The organism is Haloarcula sp. JP-L23 (genome assembly GCF_011602445.1).
GTDB lineage: Archaea > Halobacteriota > Halobacteria > Halobacteriales > Haloarculaceae > Haloarcula > Haloarcula pellucida.
This window is the reverse complement of record NZ_CP050015.1, coordinates 422,923-442,139: the sequence shown is the minus strand read 5'-3', so window position 1 is coordinate 442,139 and position 19,217 is coordinate 422,923. Positions and strand designations below refer to the sequence as shown.

17 protein-coding genes and 1 pseudogene are annotated in these 19,217 nt (G+C 64.6%); 10 read left to right on the top strand and 8 right to left on the bottom strand.

Translation table 11 applies throughout. The features are described 5' to 3' along the window. Positions 1 to 84 precede the first annotated feature (84 nt). A complete protein-coding gene (locus G9465_RS20780) occupies positions 85 to 1,425 on the bottom strand; it encodes a sulfatase-like hydrolase/transferase (protein WP_166974017.1) in 1,341 nt (446 codons plus the stop codon). 24 nt (positions 1,426 to 1,449) lie between these two features. Continuing rightward, positions 1,450 to 2,274, bottom strand: coding sequence for an IclR family transcriptional regulator (locus G9465_RS20775; RefSeq protein WP_227015793.1), 825 nt, complete (start codon positions 2,272 to 2,274; stop codon positions 1,450 to 1,452). 239 nt (positions 2,275 to 2,513) lie between these two features. On the opposite strand from G9465_RS20775, the gene G9465_RS20770 reads away from it, so the two are divergent. The 4 genes from G9465_RS20770 to G9465_RS20755 all read left to right on the top strand — a co-directional run bounded on the left by G9465_RS20770 (position 2,514) and on the right by G9465_RS20755 (position 5,899). Then, positions 2,514 to 2,759: a hypothetical protein gene (locus tag G9465_RS20770; RefSeq protein ID WP_166974015.1), complete on the top strand. Its 246-nt coding sequence runs from the start codon at positions 2,514 to 2,516 to the stop codon at positions 2,757 to 2,759. 123 nt (positions 2,760 to 2,882) lie between these two features. Next, positions 2,883 to 5,108: an AAA domain-containing protein gene (locus G9465_RS20765; protein ID WP_166974012.1), complete on the top strand. Its 2,226-nt coding sequence runs from the start codon at positions 2,883 to 2,885 to the stop codon at positions 5,106 to 5,108. Positions 5,109 to 5,144: 36 nt separating this feature from the next. Beyond that, positions 5,145 to 5,531 (top strand): ACT domain-containing protein, encoded by a 387-nt coding sequence (locus tag G9465_RS20760; RefSeq protein ID WP_166974010.1) that lies wholly within the window; start codon positions 5,145 to 5,147, stop codon positions 5,529 to 5,531. A gap of 47 nt (positions 5,532 to 5,578) precedes the next feature. After that, on the top strand, positions 5,579 to 5,899 hold the full coding sequence (locus G9465_RS20755; protein ID WP_166974007.1) for a DUF5783 family protein: 321 nt from the start codon (positions 5,579 to 5,581) through the stop codon (positions 5,897 to 5,899). A gap of 322 nt (positions 5,900 to 6,221) precedes the next feature. Here the strand turns inward: G9465_RS20755 and G9465_RS20750 are convergent, their stop codons facing one another. Beyond that, positions 6,222 to 7,475, bottom strand: a complete 1,254-nt coding sequence (locus G9465_RS20750; RefSeq protein ID WP_166974005.1) for an endonuclease/exonuclease/phosphatase family protein — start codon at positions 7,473 to 7,475, stop codon at positions 6,222 to 6,224. Between the two features lie 243 nt (positions 7,476 to 7,718). Beyond that, positions 7,719 to 7,961: a hypothetical protein gene (locus G9465_RS20745; protein ID WP_166974002.1), complete on the bottom strand. Its 243-nt coding sequence runs from the start codon at positions 7,959 to 7,961 to the stop codon at positions 7,719 to 7,721. A 265-nt stretch (positions 7,962 to 8,226) separates the two neighbouring features. Between G9465_RS20745 and G9465_RS20740 the strand changes: the two genes are divergently transcribed. Then, positions 8,227 to 8,586, top strand: a complete 360-nt coding sequence (locus tag G9465_RS20740) for a group 1 truncated hemoglobin (RefSeq protein WP_166973999.1) — start codon at positions 8,227 to 8,229, stop codon at positions 8,584 to 8,586. A 304-nt stretch (positions 8,587 to 8,890) separates the two neighbouring features. On the opposite strand, the gene G9465_RS20735 is transcribed toward G9465_RS20740, so the two are convergent. The 3 genes and pseudogenes from G9465_RS20735 to G9465_RS20725 form a co-directional block, all read right to left on the bottom strand. After that, positions 8,891 to 9,283 carry a helix-turn-helix domain-containing protein gene (locus tag G9465_RS20735; protein WP_166973997.1) on the bottom strand — a complete coding sequence of 131 codons (393 nt, stop codon included), beginning with the start codon at positions 9,281 to 9,283 and terminating at the stop codon, positions 8,891 to 8,893. 97 nt (positions 9,284 to 9,380) lie between these two features. Further along, positions 9,381 to 10,317, bottom strand: a pseudogene (locus G9465_RS20730) (glutathione S-transferase family protein). Positions 10,318 to 10,365: 48 nt separating this feature from the next. Continuing rightward, entirely contained in the window at positions 10,366 to 10,767 is a 402-nt protein-coding gene (locus G9465_RS20725; protein ID WP_166973995.1) for a VOC family protein, read from the bottom strand. Positions 10,768 to 11,045: 278 nt separating this feature from the next. Between G9465_RS20725 and G9465_RS20720 the strand changes: the two genes are divergently transcribed. The 3 genes from G9465_RS20720 (at position 11,046) to G9465_RS20710 (ending at position 15,702) form a co-directional block, all read left to right on the top strand. Beyond that, complete coding sequence (locus tag G9465_RS20720; protein ID WP_227015792.1) at positions 11,046 to 12,194, top strand: acyl-CoA dehydrogenase family protein; 1,149 nt, start codon at positions 11,046 to 11,048, stop codon at positions 12,192 to 12,194. A gap of 94 nt (positions 12,195 to 12,288) precedes the next feature. Next, a complete protein-coding gene (locus G9465_RS25800) occupies positions 12,289 to 14,442 on the top strand; it encodes a thiamine pyrophosphate-dependent enzyme (RefSeq protein WP_227015791.1) in 2,154 nt (717 codons plus the stop codon). Between the two features lie 3 nt (positions 14,443 to 14,445). Next, positions 14,446 to 15,702, top strand: coding sequence for a dihydrolipoamide acetyltransferase family protein (locus G9465_RS20710; RefSeq protein ID WP_166973993.1), 1,257 nt, complete (start codon positions 14,446 to 14,448; stop codon positions 15,700 to 15,702). Between the two features lies 1 nt (position 15,703). Here the strand turns inward: G9465_RS20710 and G9465_RS20705 are convergent, their stop codons facing one another. Continuing rightward, a complete protein-coding gene (locus tag G9465_RS20705) occupies positions 15,704 to 16,966 on the bottom strand; it encodes a diaminopimelate decarboxylase (RefSeq protein ID WP_166973990.1) in 1,263 nt (420 codons plus the stop codon). Positions 16,967 to 17,135: 169 nt separating this feature from the next. Here G9465_RS20705 and G9465_RS20700 point away from each other — a divergent pair, with 169 nt between their 5' ends. Together G9465_RS20700 and G9465_RS20695 are read left to right on the top strand one after the other, a co-directional pair. After that, positions 17,136 to 17,651 carry a GNAT family N-acetyltransferase gene (locus tag G9465_RS20700; RefSeq protein ID WP_166973987.1) on the top strand — a complete coding sequence of 172 codons (516 nt, stop codon included), beginning with the start codon at positions 17,136 to 17,138 and terminating at the stop codon, positions 17,649 to 17,651. Between the two features lie 141 nt (positions 17,652 to 17,792). Beyond that, positions 17,793 to 19,217 carry an amidase gene (locus tag G9465_RS20695; RefSeq protein WP_227015790.1) on the top strand — a complete coding sequence of 475 codons (1,425 nt, stop codon included), beginning with the start codon at positions 17,793 to 17,795 and terminating at the stop codon, positions 19,215 to 19,217.

The window sequence follows — 19,217 nt, the reverse complement described above, 5'->3', positions numbered from 1 at the left end:
CGGTTAGTCAGAGATGCGACCCAACTGCCAACAGACGGCGACGTGCGTACCACGGGAGACGAGCCGAGTTGCCCGTGGCCGCGGTCAGTACTCCTTGTATCCTCGTTCGAGTTGTTTGATCGTCGGCCTGTCCCCTTCGACGGCCTCGATGTGGTCGAGCAGTCGTCGCTGCAGTCGGTCAGCCACGTCGCGGTAGTTCGGTCGGCCGGCGAGATTGATGCGCTCTATCGGGTCCCGGCGGAGGTCATAGAGGTACCGCTCGACGTAGCAATCGCTGGCGGGTTCACCGTTGCCGCCGCGCCAGCCGGTCTCTTTCGACGCGGCGACGGCGTACTTCCATCGGTCCGTCCGCAGGGCACGGCCCACCTGTGATTCGCTTATCTGGACGAACGCCTCCCCGTCCTCGTCGGATTCAGCGCCGCGAATCACCGGGAGGAGGCTATCCCCGTGGAACTCGTCTGGAACGTCTATCCCGGCGGCATCGAGCAGCGTCGGCGGGAGGTCGATAGTGCTGACCACCCGTTCGATGCGGCCACCGCCCTCGAAGCCGGGGCCGCTGAACAGCAGCGGTACGCGGACGGCCGAGTCGTGTGGCGACCGCTTGTACTCGCCCGGGCGCGTACGGAAGTGGTTCCCGTGGTCGGACGTGTACGCGAAGACGGTGTCGTCGCGGATGCCGAGGTCACGAAGTCGCTGGAGGAGGCGCCCCATCGCCTCGTCCACCCGTCTTACCATCCCGTAGTAGTCGGGCAGTTCGCTGTACCAGTCCCCCGGGCAGTTCTGGAGGTCGGCCGGTACGTGGGGGTTCTTGTCGTAGCGCTCGGCGTACCCCTCGGGCGCGACGAAGGTCCACATATCGTTCTGGTGGTGGGGTTCGACCAGCGAGACGACGAGGAAGAACGGCTCTGAGAGCGCGTCCAGCGCGTCCAGCGCGAAGTCGACGAAGGCGTCGGTGCGGTAGGTATCGAACGGGGCCTCCGCTCCGTCCTCGTCGTACAGGTAGCCTTCGGTCGGTCGTGAGGTGAACTCCGGGACGTCTGCTGCCCGCCAGAAGTCCTCGTAGCCGCCGCGCATCTCGTCGGGGACGGGTACGTCGAAGGTACCACCGACGTGCCAGTTGCCGACGAACCCGACGTCGTAGCCGGCGTCCGCGAACCAGTTGGCGAGCGTCGTCTCGTCGGGGTCGATAGCCAACCCCTCGCGCCAGACGTCCGTCTCCGTCGCGAACTTCCCGGTGTGGAAGGCCGCTCTGTACGGCGCACAGACCGGTTGCGGGGTAATCGCGCGCTCGACGATGGTGCCGTCACGGGCGAGGCTGTCGAGGGTCGGCGTCAGGTCGTGGGGGCACCCGTACGCACCCAGCGTGTCCCACCGCTGCTGGTCCGACATCACGACGAGGACGTTGGGTGGCGTGTCGGTGGTCATGCGTGTACCTGTATCATCCACGGTTTATCTATTCGGGTCCGCACTCGCCTGCCGTTTCGACTGCTCGTTTGCGACACGGTTCTTGATAGACGTCGCCGTACTCCCGAGGATGCTCGGGAAGTCTTGCCGGATGGACTTCTCGCGCATCCGTTCGGCCGGGCCCGAGACGGAGACGGCCGCGATGGCGGTGTTGTCCGCGTCAGTAATCGGCGACGCAACGCAGTGGCGGTCTGCCTCCAGTTCGCCCCTGTCGTGTGCGGTCCTGTCGTCGTGTATCGTCTGGAGTTCTTCGAGCATCGTCTCGCGGTCGGTGATGGTGTTGTCAGTGAGTTTCGGCAGTCCCGACTCGTCGAGAATCCGGTCGCGCTCGTCCGCCGGGAGGTACGCGAGAATCGCCTTTCCGGCGGCCGTGGCGGTCAGTGGCACCCGTTTGCCCTCGTACAGCTCCGCCGGCGGCTCGTTGCCCGTGGTCACGCGAGCGAGGTAGATGCCCGACGTGTGTTCCGGAATCAACACGCTCGCGGCCTCGCCCGTCGACTCCGCCAGGTTCTCCAGTGGTTGCTGGATGACTCGGTAGATGGGCATCCGCGTGCGGACGCTGGCACCGAGCCCGAGAAACCCCAGACTGAGGCGATACTTCCCCTTTTCCTTGACCACGTACTCCATCTCGTGGAGCGTGTTCAGGTGCTTGTGGACCGTTCCTTTACCGAGCGACAACTCGTCTGCGAGTTCGGTGACGCCGACGGCGTCGCGGTCCCGAAGCGCGTCGACGATGCGGAAACTGGTGACCGTCGTCCGGGCGACTCTGCCGTCCATCTCCGCTGGATCCGAGATAGTCGGACGGGACATAACGGAATAGCAGGCGTAGCTAGAGCATAAATGTTCACGAAACGTGAACGAGATGTGCGTCGGTGCTATCCCGCCGACGAACGGATCCGCGCTGGTACAACGACTCTCTCTGTGACCGTCATCCGCAGAATATCGGCTTTTCGTGTGACTGTCCACGCCGTCATCGCCTGTGCCACGGTCGCTGTTGTGCGCGGATTACACGTCGGTTAATAATCCCGCTACGGCCCGATACACCCCCTATGAACTTCCGTCGTATCACAGCCACCGTGGCCGTGGCCGGTCTGTTGCTCGTCGCGAGCACCCTCGCCGGAAGCGGCCTCATGCTGCACGCTGGGTCGCACACCGAGACGCCGAGCGGCGAGAGCGAAGTGGACGACGTCGAACGACTGCTCCAGCAGCTAGACGACTTCCTCGAAACCGTTGCCGACCTTCTACAGACGGTGCGGGAGATTGCTGACGTGACTGGAGCGACCGGCGACGACTGACCGCCGCCACACGGCCGGCACAGCCACCCGTCCGAGGCGTCTGGAGACACGTGTAACATGTCAGACGCGATTCGGACCTACGGCACGTAGTGTTTTATTCGAGAGGGACAAACGCGCTGACAGATGTCGCTCCTGTTCGATCACATCATCGGGCGCTTCGCGCTCGAAGATGCGACCCTCCACGCGGCCACGGACGCTGAGCTCGCCGACGGCGGTCCGGCCGTTCCAGCCAGACCGATCGCCGAGTTCGCCGGCCACCACGACGACCTCTCACATCCGGCGGAAGACTGGACGTGTATCCCGCTCCACGGAGCGGACTCGGCGGACCACACCGACACGTTCGTCGCGTTCACCGACCACTCCCTCCACGGACCGATTTTCGTCTTCGAGCGCGACGGCGACAGGGACTTCCTCGACGCCGACTCCTTCGGCGAGACCCGACTCGCGAACCGCATCCGATTCTGGCACTCCGACTACGTCCCGGAGACGTATCCGCCCACGTACGACTCGCCAATCGACGACAGCGAACCGGCCCGGAACCCGCTCGACCTCGATTCGCTCGTAAACGGTCTCCGGTCGTTCGTCGAGAGCGAGCGAGCGGCGACGCACGAAGCGAATCGCGAGCGTGCACTCGGGCAGTCACCGCTGGCACTGTACGAGGGCGGCGGTGACGCGATCCCACGGCTCCACGCAGTCGGGTCCGAGGACGGCGGGGAGTACCGGTTCCGCGTCGACTTGCCGGCACATCTCGAATCCCGGCGCGACGGCGACTGGGCGTTCTTCGTCGAGTCCGAGTTCGGGATTCACGAGGGCAACGAGGTGCTGGTCCACGCCGTCGAGGGGCGCAGTCCCGACCAGTTCCCCGTCGAGGCGACGGTCGAACGCATTCGCGGGCTGAACGTCTGGCTCAGAGTCGACTGGAGTGCCGTCTCCGGGGCGACGACGCTCGATACCGTGCTCGCTGGCAGGGACACGACGGTCGGACTCACGGCGCTGTTGAATCCCCTGCCCTTCGACAGAGAGCGGGCCGCAATCGAGGCGGTACGCGACCACCGCCTCGGCGAGGTACTCGCGGGGACGCGCCCGATCACGTTCTCGAACGGCGCCGCTGCACAGAGCGAGCAGCGCGACGCGGCGCTGAACCAAGAGCAGCAACTCGCGGTCGAACACGCGCTGCTGGCCGACGACTTGTTTTGTATCCACGGGCCGCCGGGCACCGGGAAGACCCGGACGCTCGTCGAAGTCGTCCGGCGAGCGGCGGCCGCCGGCGAGAGCGTCCTCGTCTGTGCGGACTCCAATCAGGCCGTCGACAACCTCGTGGCTGGCGCTTCGACGGCTGATAGCCCGGACCGTCGGTCGCTGCACGCGTACGGACAGCACGGCGAGGGGGAGTTCACGCTCGACCGCGTGAACGCCAGTAACTCGGCGAGCGACGTCGTCGCTCGCGCGTATAGCGACGTGTCCGGCCGGGCCGACGTGGTCGCGGCGACGAACAACAGCGCCGCGACGCTGGCTCGGGAGTTCGACCTCCTGGTCCTCGACGAAGCGACCCAGTCGACCTGTCCGGCCTCGTGTATCCCCCTCGTGCGCGCCGAGCGCGCGGTGCTGGCCGGCGACCACCGACAGCTCCCGCCCTACAGCGCGAGCGAGGCCCCGCCCGAATCGAGTTACGGCCACTCGCTGTTCGAGCACGTCTACGCCGACGGCGGCGTCTACGAGGGTGTCGGCCTCCAACTCCAGACCCAGTACCGGATGCATCGGGACATCGCGTACTTCTCGAACAGGACGTTCTACGACGGGACGCTACGGAACGGCCGCGCGGTCGATCCGCTCCCCGACAGGCCCGCTATCGAGGGGTACAACGTCGGCGGATCGGTCGAGACGGTCGAGCACTCGAAGGCCAATCCGACGGAGGCGCGTCTGGTCACCCACATCGTCGACGGGTTGCTGGCGGACGTCCCGCCCGAGGAGATCGGCGTCATCACGCCCTACACGGCACAATTCGCGTGTATCCGTGACACGCTCGCCGACAACCTCGACTGTGCCGACCGCGTCACGGTCGACACTATCGACTCGTTTCAGGGCGGCGAGCGGACCGCTATCGTCCTCTCGCTGGTCCGGAGCAACGGCGACGGCGATATCGGCTTTCTCGGTCGGCCCGTCGACGGTCCACGCCGGCTGAACGTCGCGCTCACGCGCGCACAGCGGTACTGCGCCATCGTCGCCGACTGGCATACGCTCCGGTACGACGCCGACGGCAAGTGTACGGACTGCTACGAGTCGTTCTATCAGTTCTTCGAGAACACCAACCGACTGAGCGCAGTCGACCCGGATTTCATTCCGGTGTGACGAGCTACTAGTGGGACGGCATCGATAGACACCAGCATGGACCCGCACGACTTTCTGGAGGGCGCCACAGTCAGCGTCGCCGATGGCGCGTACGCCGTCTGCCGCACCGACCGACCGGACCCGAACGCGTTCGCGACCGTGCAGGACGAGACAGAGACCACGGTCGTCGTCGACGAGGCCAGTCCCACCGTGGCGGCGGCCACCGACGTGGAACGTGGCTGGAAGCGACTGACTTTCGACGTCGAACTCCCGTTCGAACTCGTCGGGTTTCTGGCGGTGGTCGCGTCGGCGCTGGCCGACGCCGACGTGTCGGTGTTCGTCCTCTCGGCGTTCTCCACGGACCACGTTCTGATCAAAGAGTCGGACCTCGATACGGCCCTCCAGACGCTCGACGGACTGGGCTGTGATGTTCGACGCGGGTAGCGGCCGGTCACAGAACGCTTTACTGCCTGTGCGGCCAGCACTCGACAATGACCGAGTTCGACCCGGACAAGTTCGAGGAGAAGTACCGGCACTACTTCGAGGAACTGGAGACGGCGTACTCGAACGCCTATCAGAACCTCCACGGCCAGTACGACTCCGAGGTGCTCCGGGCGATAGACCGACAGGTCCTCAGCGAGAGCGAACCAGTGTACCAGGGGGACGGGGAGTTCAGTATCGCGCTCCCGGACGACGTCGACGCGCGTGCGGCGTCGCTTCCGGGCAGCGAAGAGACGTTCGAGACCGTCCTCGCGGCATTTACGGCCAATATCGAGAGCGAACTGCGTCGTATCTTCGAGTTCGAAACGTAACCGTCCGTCAGCAGCCACGCGCTGGCAAATCTGTCTGTCGACGGCGCGAATCTGTCAGTAGCAATCGACGTTCCACAGGCAGAGACGTCACGCGGTATCCGCCACACGACGAGTACGCCGTCGACACCGGTCTCGAATCGGAGTTCGGGGTGGTATAGCTAGGTAGTATATCTGTCCAGCTATACTACACGAGTCGGCCGCATTCGGCGTTCGACGGCCGGCAGCGGACGTGCCGGCGGTCGACCGACCGGTCCGCTCGGAACTCGAACCCAACACTCGGCAGCGGCGGTATCCCGTGATACCGACAGCGGTCGGGGACGGTTCAATCGCGGAGCGCCCGAGCGAGGACGCCCAGTACCATCCCTGCGACGGCCGCAGTGAGGCCCATCCCCGGGCCAGACCCACCCACTGTGGCCGTCGGTGACGTGGTGGCTGTCGGCGACGGGGTTTCGGTGGCCGTCGGGTCGCTCTCGGTCGGCGACGCGGGCGGGTCCGTCGTCGGTTCGGGTGTGGCCGTCGGCGTCGTCGTCGGGAGTTCGAACGTCGCGGCCACGCCGGCGTGGTCCGAGGGCCACACAGTGATGGTCTCTCCGTGGGCTCTGGCTTCGACTCGGGAACGGGGTTCGTGGCCGACTCGCTGGACCGTCGTCGGTCGGAGCCCGCCGCGGTAGAGGACGGCGTCGATTCGACGGGTCAACTGGGACTCGTCGTTCCGCACGTCCGACGCCTGACAGCAGGTGTAGCCCTCCGAGTCGGGACGACGGACCGCGTAGGCGTCGTCGAAGGACGCGGTCAGGCGGTCGTACGTCTGCCCGCCCGGACCGCTGTTGAAGTCGCCACAGAGGACGACTGGATGGGCCGTGGGCACGCGGTCGAGTAGCTCTTTCGCCTGCGAGAGGCGGAACAGCTCTGTCACCGATTCGAGATGCGTCGAGACGGCAGTAAACGTCCCCTCGCCCATCTGTACTGTCGCAGAACAGAACCCGCGCCGGAGGACGGCCGTCTTGCTACTGTCCGGAATCTGGAGTTCGAGCGCGGCATCGAACGTGTCGGTCACGACCGACCCGACGTCTACGTCGCTGCGGACGAGCAACACGTCTCTGTCGGTGATGCGGACGTCGACGGTCCCGTCGTCGGTGGTCGCGGGAAGTTCGAGGTCGGTCGTGACGGTTTCGGCGGCTACGGTGTAGTCCAGACCGCGGGCAGCGAGCGCCGACGTTATCTCAGCCAGCATGTCGACGAGGACCGCTGTGGCCGACGCCTCGCTCTCGGACCCGTAGTCGCTCGGTCGTTGACTCCGGAACGTTGCCGCCTCCTGCAGGGCGACGACGTCCGCGTCCGTCGCGGCTATCTCTCCCGCGATAGCCTCGGCCCGAGCCTCGTACACCGACGGGTCGATTTCGTCGAGAAACTGCCCTGCGATGCGCTTTACGTCCCCGAGAGACTCCGCTCGAAAGAGTCGAGTCAGGTCGAGTCCGAGATACACGTTGCGTGTCAGGACAGTCGGCGTCGCCACGGTCGCCGAGCGACCCGAGACAGCCTCCGTGGACGCGAGACCGACGCTGAGGCCAGCCACAGTGTGCAGTACGGTCCGACGAGTGAGTCGCGACTGACTACCTTCGGAGGGCATCATTCACTTTCTCGTGTTGACTGGCTGGAGGCAAAGTACTAACCCACTGCTCACGGTGGCGTGTTGGTCGTGGACGTGACCGACGGCCACAGCACGATCCGACGGGTACTGCCGGGATTCTGTCGGCGAACTCGACAGCGGATTCGCCACCACGCAGGCTGACACGACGAACGGCATCGAGCATCGTCGTCACGCTTCGATCCGCCACGTCGTCGACGTCGAGTACCCCCACTTCTCGACCGTGACACCGTGGTCACCCGTCTCGAGGACGGTCATGTTCGTCCCGACCTCCTTCGCGGACAACCCGAGTTCCCGGCCGATGAGTCTGGACTTAAAGTACGTTTGCGTGTCGGCGTTCGCTTTCAGGTAGTCGAGGATGCGCCGCTGTTTCTCGGTGAGCGCCTCGTCGCCCCCGTCGACGGTCGCGTTCATGGCTCGGTCGAGATGTCGGGAGACCGACCATTAGTTACGCACCGTATAGGGTAGCGGTAGGCACTTACGGAGGACCCTGCGAACGGACCGAAACCGACGCAGAGCTGTTTCCGTTCGCTCACGGCGTTGCTCGTACGCAGGACGGTATCGGTCCCGTATTCACTCACACACCGATGGAGCGATAGCGACACGTGCTGACACAAGGCGAACGAACGTGTTCGGAACTGGGTTTTTATTGCTGCTCGCAAAATTCCCCACCGCGACAATGGAACGAAGCATCTACGACGAGATTGGTGGTCGCGAAGCAGTCGAGGCAGTCGTCTCGGACTTCTACGATGCGGTGCTCGACGACGAACGACTCGTCGGCTACTTCGAGGACCAGAACATGGCGGATCTGCGCGCACACCAGATTCAGTTTATCAGTTCGGTCACGGGCGGTCCGGTCGAGTACACCGGTGCAGATATGCGGGAGGCACACGCACATCTCGACCTCGACGAGCGCGACTTTCAGGCGGTGGCCCAACACTTAGAGGCGGCGCTGCGAGCGAACGGGGTCGACGAGGCGTCAGTCGAACAGATTCTCGCGGAAGTCGCCGACCTGAAAGCGCCAGTCCTCGGCCAGTAGTCCGGGCCGGCGCCGGCTGTCGTCGGTCCTCGGTGCATCGGTGGAGGCCGCATAGCCAGTGTGTACCACGAACGGTAGCTGTCACAGCGGTCTGTTTGGACCGTCTCGACGCTGTCGGGGTGGCAGTCGGTTTCACGTGGAGGCACCGCAGCTGAACGCGATGGTCTACGTCGATGGCCACTGAGACACGACTTTCGGCCGTCAGTACCAGCAGGGTATGAGGCGAACGCGGAGAGCGCGCCCAGTCAGTACCGAGAACACACCCCGAGGCACCACTGATCACCGCCCACGCACTGACGAGTACTTACAGCCCGGGCGTCTCTGAGGACCCCTCGTCTGTCTCCGCTATCCACTCTGTACTCCACTGATCGATTGCGTCGAACACCGGCTCGAGCGCTTCGCCCTTCTGGGTCAGGCTGTAGTGTGTCTCGACGGGTGGGCCCGATTCGACACGACGGTCGACGATACCGTCTTCTTCGAGCGATTCGAGGACTCGTGAGAGCGTATACGAACTCGCCCCCGACGCTCGTTTCAGTTCGTTGAACCTGTGGTCACCCTCGAACAGATTGTAGAGGATTCGAAGCCGCCACTTCGTTCCGAACTGGTCGAGCGATCGGACGCCCGCACACGCCGTCGGTGTGAGTTCTCGAACCGCGTTGCGGTTCTCGTCGATTTCTTCGTCGGGCTCTGGGACCATACCAGTCGTTCGAAGTCGTCATGTAATAGTTTGCCTACGACGCCCCTCGCACCGTCCTGTCTGCCGTGCGTGCCGGCGTCGAACCCGCCGCGTGTCGTCACCCTCGATCGTGAGGGGCCGTAAAGTCGATATCCGGCCCACGGGACGAAGCCAGTCGGGTTGATAGCTGTGTGACTCTGGTAGTAATGCTCCTTGATGTGGTCGAGGTTGACGGTCGCCGGAACGCCATCGTGTTGATAGATGTCTCGCGTGTACCCCCAGAGATTCGGATACTCGACGAGTCGCTGGAGCGTACATTTGAAATGGATGTGATAGACGGGGTCGAACCGGACCAACGCGGGGAACAAACGGAGGTCCGCCAGGGTCAGCGCGTCGCCAACCAGAAACCGTTGGTCAGCGAGGACCTCCTCCCAGTAGTCGAGGGCGTCGAACAGGTTCCGGACGGCCTCCTCGTACACCGCTTGTGAGTCGGCGAATCCAGCGGTGTACACACCTTGATTGATCGGTTCGTACAGTTCCTCGACGACGGCGTCGATTCGGTCGCGCTTCCCCTCCGGGTACAGGTCAGCATCATCGCTGTGGTCACCGAAGGCCGTCGCAAGCATCTTCATGATCTCGATGGATTCGTTGTTGACGATGGTCCCTTCGACGCGATCCCAGAGGACGGGCGTGGTGACGCGCCCAGTAAACTCCGGGTCGGCTTCCGTGTACACTTCGTGGAGGAAGTCCGACCCGTGGAGTGAGTCCGGCGTACACCCGGATTTCTCGGGGCTGAACTGCCAGCCATTCGCTCCACGGTACGGGTCGACGACGTCCATCGAGAGCGCGTCCTCGAGCCCGAGCAGTGCCCGGACCAAGACGGCGCCGTGTGCCCATGGACAGGCCCGGGCGATGTACAGGTGATAGCGCCCCGGATCCGGGGGAAATCGGGACCCAGGGTGGATCCGCTCTCGGAAGGTATCCTGTCGTTGCTTCCGGTCGTTCTCGGTCAGTTCGGCGTCAGTCTTCCAATCGCCATCGATGAGGCGTCCCATATATGGTCGTGTAGTGTAATGTCGGGCGTTTCTGCTCGTTGTAGTCGACTATGCTGTCTCCACGGGCTCTTTGAGTTCGATGAGATACCCGAACGGGTCCCGAACGTAGATAGCGGGGGCTTCGCCTGTCGCTCCGTCTGGTGTCCCTTCTCGCTCGATGATCACACCGGCATCCTCCAGTTCCTGTTTGACGTCTTCGATATCCGCCTCGAGTATGATCGCGAGGTGGTCGAAGTTCTGACGCTCAGGGTGTACGAAGTCGTCTGTCGGTCTGATGTGGATGATCGTCTCTGGCGCGAGACGGACGTGGAAAATCGGCGTTTCGCCCCGTTCGTACTCGTCGAACCCCCCGATCTGGAACCCGAGGAGTCCCTGATAGAATTCGATCGCGTGTTCGAGTTCGTCCTCCGGGATTCGCAGGTGAACGTGGTCAATACGTACTGCTTCCATCGGTTCGTCTCATCAGTGACGGGCTGTCGGGATATAGTTCAGGCAATCTACGATTGAGCAGGTCACATCCGGATAACTACCCCAGTCGGTGGCCCAGTGACTGTCTGGAGAGACCGTCGGATGCGTCTGAACCAACTCACCCATGCTGATCGATTCGGGACGGGACAACCCGGAGAGCATTTGCTGTGAGTCCCTCGTCGGGTTCTGTCGGGCCGACCCGGGTTCGTTCCATCCCTTACCACTATGATTAAGGTTCGAAGGAGTCGGATACAATTGGTGTGTCACACTGTACGTTGTCTGACGAGCGGCAGGCCCTCCGTGACTCGGTCAGGTCCTTCGCCGAGCGACACGTTCGGCCGGCGGCAGCGAAACACGACCGCGACGAGAGCTACCCGGCGGTGATTCGCCGGAAGGCGGCTGAACAGGGGTTCGTGGCACCGACGGTTCCGACGGCGTTCGACGGCCCGGGCAGGGACGTCCGTGACGCTCTGCTCATCGCGGAGGAACTGTGGCGGGCCGACCCCGGAATCGGGACGGCACTGATCAGCGCCGACGCCGGCACTCGGCTCATCGACCACTACGGGACACGACAGCAGAAGTCCCGATGGTTGCCCCGTATTGCCGCTGGGGAAGCCGTCTCCGCAATCACCATCACGGAACCGGACCACGGCACCGACGTGGCCAGCATAGAGACGACGGCGCGTCGCGACGGTGACGAGTGGGTCCTCGACGGAACGAAGACGTGGGTCACGAACGGGAGCGTCGCCGACGTACTCGTGGTGCTCGCAAAGACCAACACCGGCGCCGGACACGCCGGTATCAGTACGTTCTTGGTCCCGAGTGACCGACCCGGTATCGAGACCGAGACGCTGGCAGGGACGCTCGGCCTACGTGCGGCCGACTTCGCCGCCGTCGAGTTCGACGCTGTCCGGGTCCCCGCGACGAACCTCGTCGGCGAGGTCGACGACGGGTTCTCCCAGCTACTCACGTTCTTAGCCGCGGGGCGGGCGACAGTCGCCGCCGAGGCGCTCGGCGCCGCAAGCGCCGTCGTCGAGAGGGTCGGAGAACAGATCGCGGCCGAGGACTGTCCGCCGTCCCAACGGTCACAGCCGAGTAGCGACGCGTGCTCCCTCGACCTGAGGTCGTCAGTCGCTGCCGCGCGGTCGCTGACCTACCGTGCCGGGCACGCACTGTCCGAACGACCCGGCGAGGCACGGTCGGAGCGACTCGCGAATATGGCGAAACTGTACGCTTCTGAGACGGCGATCGACGTCGTCGACAGGGGGCTCGAACTGTGTGGCCCCGACACCGGGTCGACGGGCCCGTCGCTCGAGAAGTACTACCGGGACCTGCGTGCGACGACGATTATCGAAGGGACGAGCGAGTCGATACGGTCCGCCATCGCGAGACAGCTTCTAGAGGGGTGAGTCCGGCCCGGAAACGGATCGCGAGATGGGGTAAAATATACGTTATCTAGTTATATTAAAATATATCTATCTGAAGTAAAATAATACGGCAGGAATGGTCAAATGGACCGAATCGCGGCCGGACATGGATTTCTATCGGATACTGGACCCCGAGGGCGATATCGTCGACGAGATGCCGGCCTTGGGTCCGGACGAACTCGAATCGTTCTACCGCTGTATCGTGTTGACACGGGCCTTCGAGGAGAAGTGTATCAGCCTCCAGCGACGCGGCGACATCAGCATCACCTCGCGGTCGCTGGGCGAGGAGGCGGTGGCGCTCGGGTCGGCGGCCGCGCTCCGTCCCGACGACTGGGTGTTTATGACCTACCGGCAGACGGCAGCGGCGCTATACTGGGACGCACCACTCGACGCCCAGTTTGCGAGGCTGATGGGCCGGGCCCCCGAAACTGTCGCTGACCACCTCCCGGGGGACGGTGCCGACGGCGTCAACTTCGTGCCGATGTATGCGCCGCTGGCGGTCAACGTGACCAACGCCGTCGGGTCGGCGATGGCGGACTCGCTTGCCGACCGGGACCACGTCTCGCTTGCCTACATCGGCGACGGGTCGACCAGCGAGGGCGACTTCCACGAGGCGCTCAACTTCGCCGGCGTGTTCGACGCGCCAGCGGTCGTCGTCTGCCAGAACAATCAGTGGGCGACCTCCGTCCCGTCGCACACCCAGTCGGCCGCAGAGACGTACGCACAGAAGGCCGTCGCACACGGCGTCCCGAACGAACGCGTCGACGGGAACGACCCGCTCGCGGTGTACGAGGTGACGCGAGAGGCCGTTGAACGGGCCGCCGATGGGGGCGGTGCCACTTTCATCGAGTGTGTCACCTACCGGCGGAGCAACCACAACACCGCCGACGAGGCGAGTATCTACCGGGACGACCGCGAGGCCGATTTCTGGGCCGAGCGCGACCCGAAGACTCGCCTCGAAGCCCACCTGCTGGACACCGGTGTCCTCACGCCGGCGGCCGTGACCGACATCGAGCGGACGGCGACTGAGCGCGTCGAGGCGGCCCTCGACCGGGCGCGCTCGGTCCCAACGACGGACCCAGAGCGGATGTTCGACAACCACCTCCACGGGGACTCGTGGACGGAACGGCGACAGCGGGCCGCCCTCCAAGCCGAACAACGGGGTGTAAATCCGTTCGACGCCGCGACGGACGTGGCCACGGCCGTCGACGACGTCTCGCTGTCTGCGACCCGGGAGCGCCTCCCCGACGGCGAGACGAGCGAGACGACGCTCATCGACGGCATCAACGACGCGCTGAGACAGGAGATGCGCCGTGACGACAGTGTCGTGTTACTGGGGTACGATATCGGGCCGATGGGTGGGGTCTTCCGGGCGACGGAGTCGCTGTACGAGGAGTTCGGGCCCGAGCGCGTCATCGAGACGCCGCTGTCAGAGAACGGAATCGTCGGGACGGCTGTCGGGATGGCGATGCGGGGCTACCGCGTGGTGCCGGAGATACAGTTTCTGGGCTTTTTTTACCCCGCTTTCGGCCAGTTCATGTACACGCTGGCGAAACTGCACAAACGGTCGGGCGGGGCCATCGACGTCCCCGTCACAGTCCGGGTTCCCTACGGCGGCGGCGTCGAGGCCGCCGAGTACCACTCCGAGTCCACGGAGTCGTTTCTGGTCCACACCCCTGGCGTCCGTGTCGTCTGCCCGAGTTCACCGGTCGACGCGAAGGGGCTCATGGCCGCGAGCATCAGACATCCCGATCCGGTCGTGTTCCTCGAACCCAAGCGGCTCTACCGGAGCCAGACCGAGGCCGTTCCCGAGACGCCTTACACAGTCAATCTCGGGAGTGCACGCGTCGTCGAGACCGGCCGCGACGTGACAGTCCTGACGTGGGGTGGGATGGTACCGGAGGCAGTGCGGGCGGCGACCCGCGTCAGCGCCGATGTGGAGGTACTCGACCTGCGGTCGCTGTCACCGCTAGACGTCGAGACGATCCTCGCGTCGGTCAAGAAGACCGGCCGCTGTGTCATCGCCCACGAGGCCCGGCGAACGATGGGTCTGGGCGCAGAACTTTCGGCGCTCGTCAACGAGCACCTCATCGAGCACCTCCTGGCGCCGGTCAGACGTGCCACCGGATACGACGTCCACTTTCCCGGCCACGACGTGGAAGCGGACTACCTCCCGGACGCACGACGAATCGCACACGCGGTGGACAGCGTCGTCGAACACACCTACTGACCAATGGCAACCTACGAATTCCGTCTCCCCGACATCGGTGAAGGACTGCACGAAGCGACGGTACTCGAGTGGTACGTCGACCCGGACGGCACGGTCACGGAGGACGAACCGCTGTGTGACGTCGAGACAGAGAAGGCCGTCGTCGAGATACCCGCCCCCTGTGACGGAACGGTGACGGACCTCCGTGTGGACGCGGGGGGCCGTGTCGAAGTCGGCGACGTCATCGCGGTCTTCGAGACGGACGAGGTCCCGACGGGTGGGACAGACGGGTCCGAGGCGACGACCGACCCGCCTGCGGACACACCGGTAACGGGCGCGAACGGCGGCGGCCAGACGTACTCTGAGACCGAACGGGTCGTCGCGATGCCGAGTACGCGGCGCTACGCACGCCGCCACGACGTCGACATCACTGCCATCGACACCGAACACGGCAGAGTGACCAGAAACGACGTCGACCGAGTGCGAACCGACACGGGGCGAGATTCGTCGACGCGGAAGGCGATACGGCACCCGACCACGGAGGTGACGCCACATTCGGTCGAAGACCCGGCGGGACCGACCACGCGGGAACCGTTGGCCGGTGTTCGAAAGCGCATTTCCGAGCGGATGGTCGAGTCGAAGACCATCGTCCCACACGTCTCCTCGGGGTACGAGTCCGACGCCGGCGCGTTCCTCGCGGTCAAGAACCGACTCGACGAGCGGTACGACACCGACGTGGGCCACACGGCCCTGCTGATGAAGGCCGTTGTCCCGGCCCTCGAAGCCCACCCGGTGATGAACGCCGCCGTCGACGACCGGGCCGACGAACTCGTCAAAAAGGAGTTCTACAACATCGGGTTCGCGACCGACACCGACGACGGACTGGTGGTGCCGGTCGTCGACGACGTCGACGAGAAGTCCATCGTCGAGGTCGCCAGAACGGTCCGGCGTCACGCCGAGGCCGCACGCGAGGGGACACTCGCACCGTCGGCCCTTCGGGGCGGGACGTTCACCGTCTCGAACCTCGGCGGCTACGACGAGTATGGTCGCTATGGCACCCCGATAATCAATTACCCACAGGTCGCCATCCTCGCGTTGGGCCCGATAACGAACAGACCGGTGGCGATAAACGACAGTGACATCGGCGTCCGCAAGCGCATGACGACGTCGCTGTCGTTCGATCACCGCGTCGTCGACGGGACGGACGCGACCGAGTTCATGACGACGCTGCTCTCGTTGCTCGAAGACCGGGACGAACTGTTGCTGACCGTCACGCCCTGACTCAGTCGCCGGTCCCGTCGCTTGGCAACACGTCGACACACGTCTCGCGCTCGCGGACGACCTCGTACCCACCGTCGGCGTCTACGACCACGACCGGGACCATCGGCATGCCGTTGAAGTGCGTCTCCCGACCGATGGCGTAGGCGCCGACCCTGTCCAGCGCGACGACATCGCCGGGGTCCAACTCCGGGAGTAGCACCCCGTCTGCGAACACGTCGCCGGAGTAACAGAGGGGGCCGACGACGCTGTACTCCCGGGACGGCCCGTCAGTGAAGGGGGCGTAAATCGGAACCGACTGCTGGGCCAGCACGGTGTTCTTGCCCGTATCGAGGACGGCGTAGGTCGCCGAGGAAGTCTCCTTGAGGAGGCCAACCGAACAGAGGAGCGCCCCGCTCGGAGCAAAGAGGTACCGCCCCGGTTCGAGACACAGTTCCGGCGGGTCGATGCCGAAGTCCGTACAGGCACTGCGAACCGTCTCGGCGATGACCGACACGTACTCCTCGATCGGCGGAACCTGTTCGTCGTACGTCACCGGAAACCCACCACCTACGTCGATGGTGTCGACAGCGACGCCCGTCTCGCGTTCGACGTCTGCGGCCAGTTCCACGAGTGCCCGCGTCGCCGTCTGGTAGGGCGTCGGACCGTCGATCTGGCTGCCAAGATGGGTCTGCAGGCCGTGCAGACGGAGGTGGTCGTCGCCGGCGACCGTGCGTGCGGCCGCCATCACGTCGCCGCCCGATAGCTCCATCCCGAACTTGCTCCCGGGCGTCCCGGTCGCGATGTCCGGGTGGGTCGGGACATCCAGTTCCGGGTTGACCCGAAGCAGTACGTCACAGCGGCGGTCGGCCTCGACTGTGACCGACCGTAGCGTCGCGAGGTCCGAACGATTGTCGACGAGAAACGTATCGACACCGCTCGCGAGCGCGCGGTCGATCCTGTCGGCGTCCCAGTTCATCCCGGTCACGAGGACGTCGCCCGGGTCGAAACCGGCCCGCATCGCGGCCTCGATTTCACAGTTGGCGAACGCCTCGGCCCGCGCCCCCCACTCCGAGAACAGGCCCAACACGTCCGGTAGGAAGTTCGCCTTCACCGCGACGTAGACGCTCGACTCCGGGTACTGGTCGTCGAGTGCCGTCCGCAGTCGGTCGTAGCTCTCGCGCATATCCGCCTCGAAGAAGACCAACACAGGTGTCCCGACGTCCGCGAGAACCCGGCCGGCCTGCTCGGTCAATCGTTTCCGCCGATCGTTGCGGGAGTGTCGCATGGTGGTCCCTGAAGCGCCATTTATTTAGTACTTTCAGAGTTGTACGAAACGTCGGGCGTCGCTCGACATGCGGCTCGGCCGGCCACCATCACATCTTCCTCGACAAAATATATTCATTTTAGTACTGGAACCATAAAAATATATGGGGGCGCCCACTATTGGGGTCTATATGCCAGGCGCACCCCACGTTTACGGTGACGACGTCACGCTCCGACCGGTCGAGCCAGCGGACCACGAGTTTCTGGCCAAGCACTGGAACCACCCGGACGTTCGCCACGGGACGAACAAACACGAACCGGTGACCGTCCAGAGTCTGGTCGAGGGAAAGAAAGACGACTGCCTGTACTTTCTCATCTGCCACGAGGGAGAACCTGTCGGGATGGAGTGGTTAGAACTGGCCGGCGACGCCCATAGACGCGCGGAACTCGGTGGCTGGGTCGTTCCCGAGGAGTCCGGACAGGGCTTCGCGACGGAGGCAGCGCGACTGTCCGTCGAGTACGGCTTCGACGAACTGAACCTCCACAAGGTGTATGCCCGCGTGTTCGACTACAACGAGGCCTCGAAACGCCTGCTCCGGAAAGTCGGGTTCGAGGAGGAAGGCCGGGTCCGCGAACACTTCTACGTCGACGGCGAGTACGTCGACGCCGTGTTCTACGGCGTGTTAGAGCCCGAGTACGAACGCTGATACTGGACGACTGAACGCGATACCCCCACCGTTCGCGACGTTTCGGCCCGCGGAGGCCCACGTGTCCAGACGGACCGCCGTCGGCACGAGGAGCGTTATATCAGAAAAACTTTGACACCATAATATTAATAGTGTTCTACTGTGGAAGAAATATGCTTCCTGTCAGCGGTGGAGTTGCGCGAACGGATCGCTGACGGCGAGTTGCGCGCCCGCGAGGTAGTCGACGCACACATCGCTCGGATCGAGCGTGTCGAAGGAGACGTCAACGCGTTCCTATCGACGGCGCCCGAACTCGCCCGGGAACGGGCCGACCGGATCGACCGGGGCGATACAAGGGGTGGCCCCCTGACAGGAGTCCCAGTCGGTATCAAGGACCTGACCGGACAGGTCGCCGGCGTGCCACACACCTCTGGGTCGAGCGTGTTCGCCGAGGCGGACGTGGTCCCCGAGTCCAACTCGGTGAGCGTCGACCGTCTCGAGGAGGCCGGGACCGTCGTCCTCGGCACCACGAACACACCGGAACTGGGTCACAAGGCGATGACCGACAACGAGGTCGTCGGACCGACGGCAAACCCACACGACCCCGGCCGGAACGCCGGCGGGTCCTCCGGTGGCTCCGCGGCCGCCGTCGCCGCAGGAATGGTGCCGCTGGCGACCGGTAGCGACTCCGGTGGTTCGATCCGTATCCCAGCGGCGCTGTGTGGCGTCTATGGCCTGAAACCCTCCTATCGGGTGGTTCCGTGGGACGAGTTTCAGGACGTCCTCGGCAACCGCATCCACCATGCCGTCGTCGGACCGATAGCGCGGTCGGTCGAGGACGCGGCCGAGATGCTGTCGGCGATGGCCGGCCATCTCCCGGCCGACCCCGCGAGTCGACCCGTCGACGTGGATTTCCGAGGGGCAGTCGAAGCCCCGGCCGCCGACCTCGACATCGCATACAGTCCCGACCTCGGCCTGTTCGACGTCGACGAGGCGATCCGGGAGACGGTCGCGGACTCTCTAGACGCCTTCAGGGAAGCGGGCGCCTCCGTCGAGACTGTCGAGGTGGAGTTCCCGTTCTCCCATGCGGACCTCACCGAGGCCTTCGAGACGACGTTTTCTACATTCATGGCTTCGACGGTGACGACCATCGACGTCAGGGAGGACCTCGACCTGCGGGCCCATCCTGCGGGTCTCTCCCGGAGTCTGCGGACGGTCCTCGACACCGCCGAGACGGTCTCGACGGCCGACCTCGCGGCGACCGCGTCGATCCGGACGGATTTGTTCCAGCGGGTCCAATCACTGTTCAGGGAGTACGACCTCCTGATCACGCCGACAGTAGGGAACAACGACATCGACCTCACGCAGGACTTCGAGCAGCACGTCGAGTGGTGGACGAACCACGTCCCGGTGTGGCCGTTCAACTACACCGGCCACCCAGCGGCATCCGTACCGGCGGGTACCGACGACGACGGCATCCCGGTCGGTCTACAAGTGGTCGGCCCTCGGTTCGGCGACGAGACAGTGTTGACCGCCAGTGCGGCATTCGAGCGCGAGCAACCGTGGCAGTGTCTCTACGGGGGGTAA

What these genes read in the sequence shown, in the direction of transcription:
- G9465_RS20725 (WP_166973995.1), bottom strand. Translation starts at nt 10,767, where the DNA reads ATGGAAGCAGTACGTATTGACCACGTTCACCTGCGAATCCCGGAGGAC.
- G9465_RS20755 (WP_166974007.1), top strand. Translation starts at nt 5,579, where the DNA reads ATGACCGAGTTCGACCCGGACAAGTTCGAGGAGAAGTACCGGCACTAC.
- G9465_RS20780 (WP_166974017.1), bottom strand. Translation starts at nt 1,425, where the DNA reads ATGACCACCGACACGCCACCCAACGTCCTCGTCGTGATGTCGGACCAG.
- G9465_RS25800 (WP_227015791.1), top strand. Translation starts at nt 12,289, where the DNA reads ATGGTCAAATGGACCGAATCGCGGCCGGACATGGATTTCTATCGGATA.
- G9465_RS20775 (WP_227015793.1), bottom strand. Translation starts at nt 2,274, where the DNA reads ATGTCCCGTCCGACTATCTCGGATCCAGCGGAGATGGACGGCAGAGTC.
- G9465_RS20700 (WP_166973987.1), top strand. Translation starts at nt 17,136, where the DNA reads ATGCCAGGCGCACCCCACGTTTACGGTGACGACGTCACGCTCCGACCG.
- G9465_RS20705 (WP_166973990.1), bottom strand. Translation starts at nt 16,966, where the DNA reads ATGCGACACTCCCGCAACGATCGGCGGAAACGATTGACCGAGCAGGCC.
- G9465_RS20760 (WP_166974010.1), top strand. Translation starts at nt 5,145, where the DNA reads ATGGACCCGCACGACTTTCTGGAGGGCGCCACAGTCAGCGTCGCCGAT.
- G9465_RS20745 (WP_166974002.1), bottom strand. Translation starts at nt 7,961, where the DNA reads ATGAACGCGACCGTCGACGGGGGCGACGAGGCGCTCACCGAGAAACAG.
- G9465_RS20740 (WP_166973999.1), top strand. Translation starts at nt 8,227, where the DNA reads ATGGAACGAAGCATCTACGACGAGATTGGTGGTCGCGAAGCAGTCGAG.
- G9465_RS20770 (WP_166974015.1), top strand. Translation starts at nt 2,514, where the DNA reads ATGAACTTCCGTCGTATCACAGCCACCGTGGCCGTGGCCGGTCTGTTG.
- G9465_RS20735 (WP_166973997.1), bottom strand. Translation starts at nt 9,283, where the DNA reads ATGGTCCCAGAGCCCGACGAAGAAATCGACGAGAACCGCAACGCGGTT.
- G9465_RS20765 (WP_166974012.1), top strand. Translation starts at nt 2,883, where the DNA reads ATGTCGCTCCTGTTCGATCACATCATCGGGCGCTTCGCGCTCGAAGAT.
- G9465_RS20710 (WP_166973993.1), top strand. Translation starts at nt 14,446, where the DNA reads ATGGCAACCTACGAATTCCGTCTCCCCGACATCGGTGAAGGACTGCAC.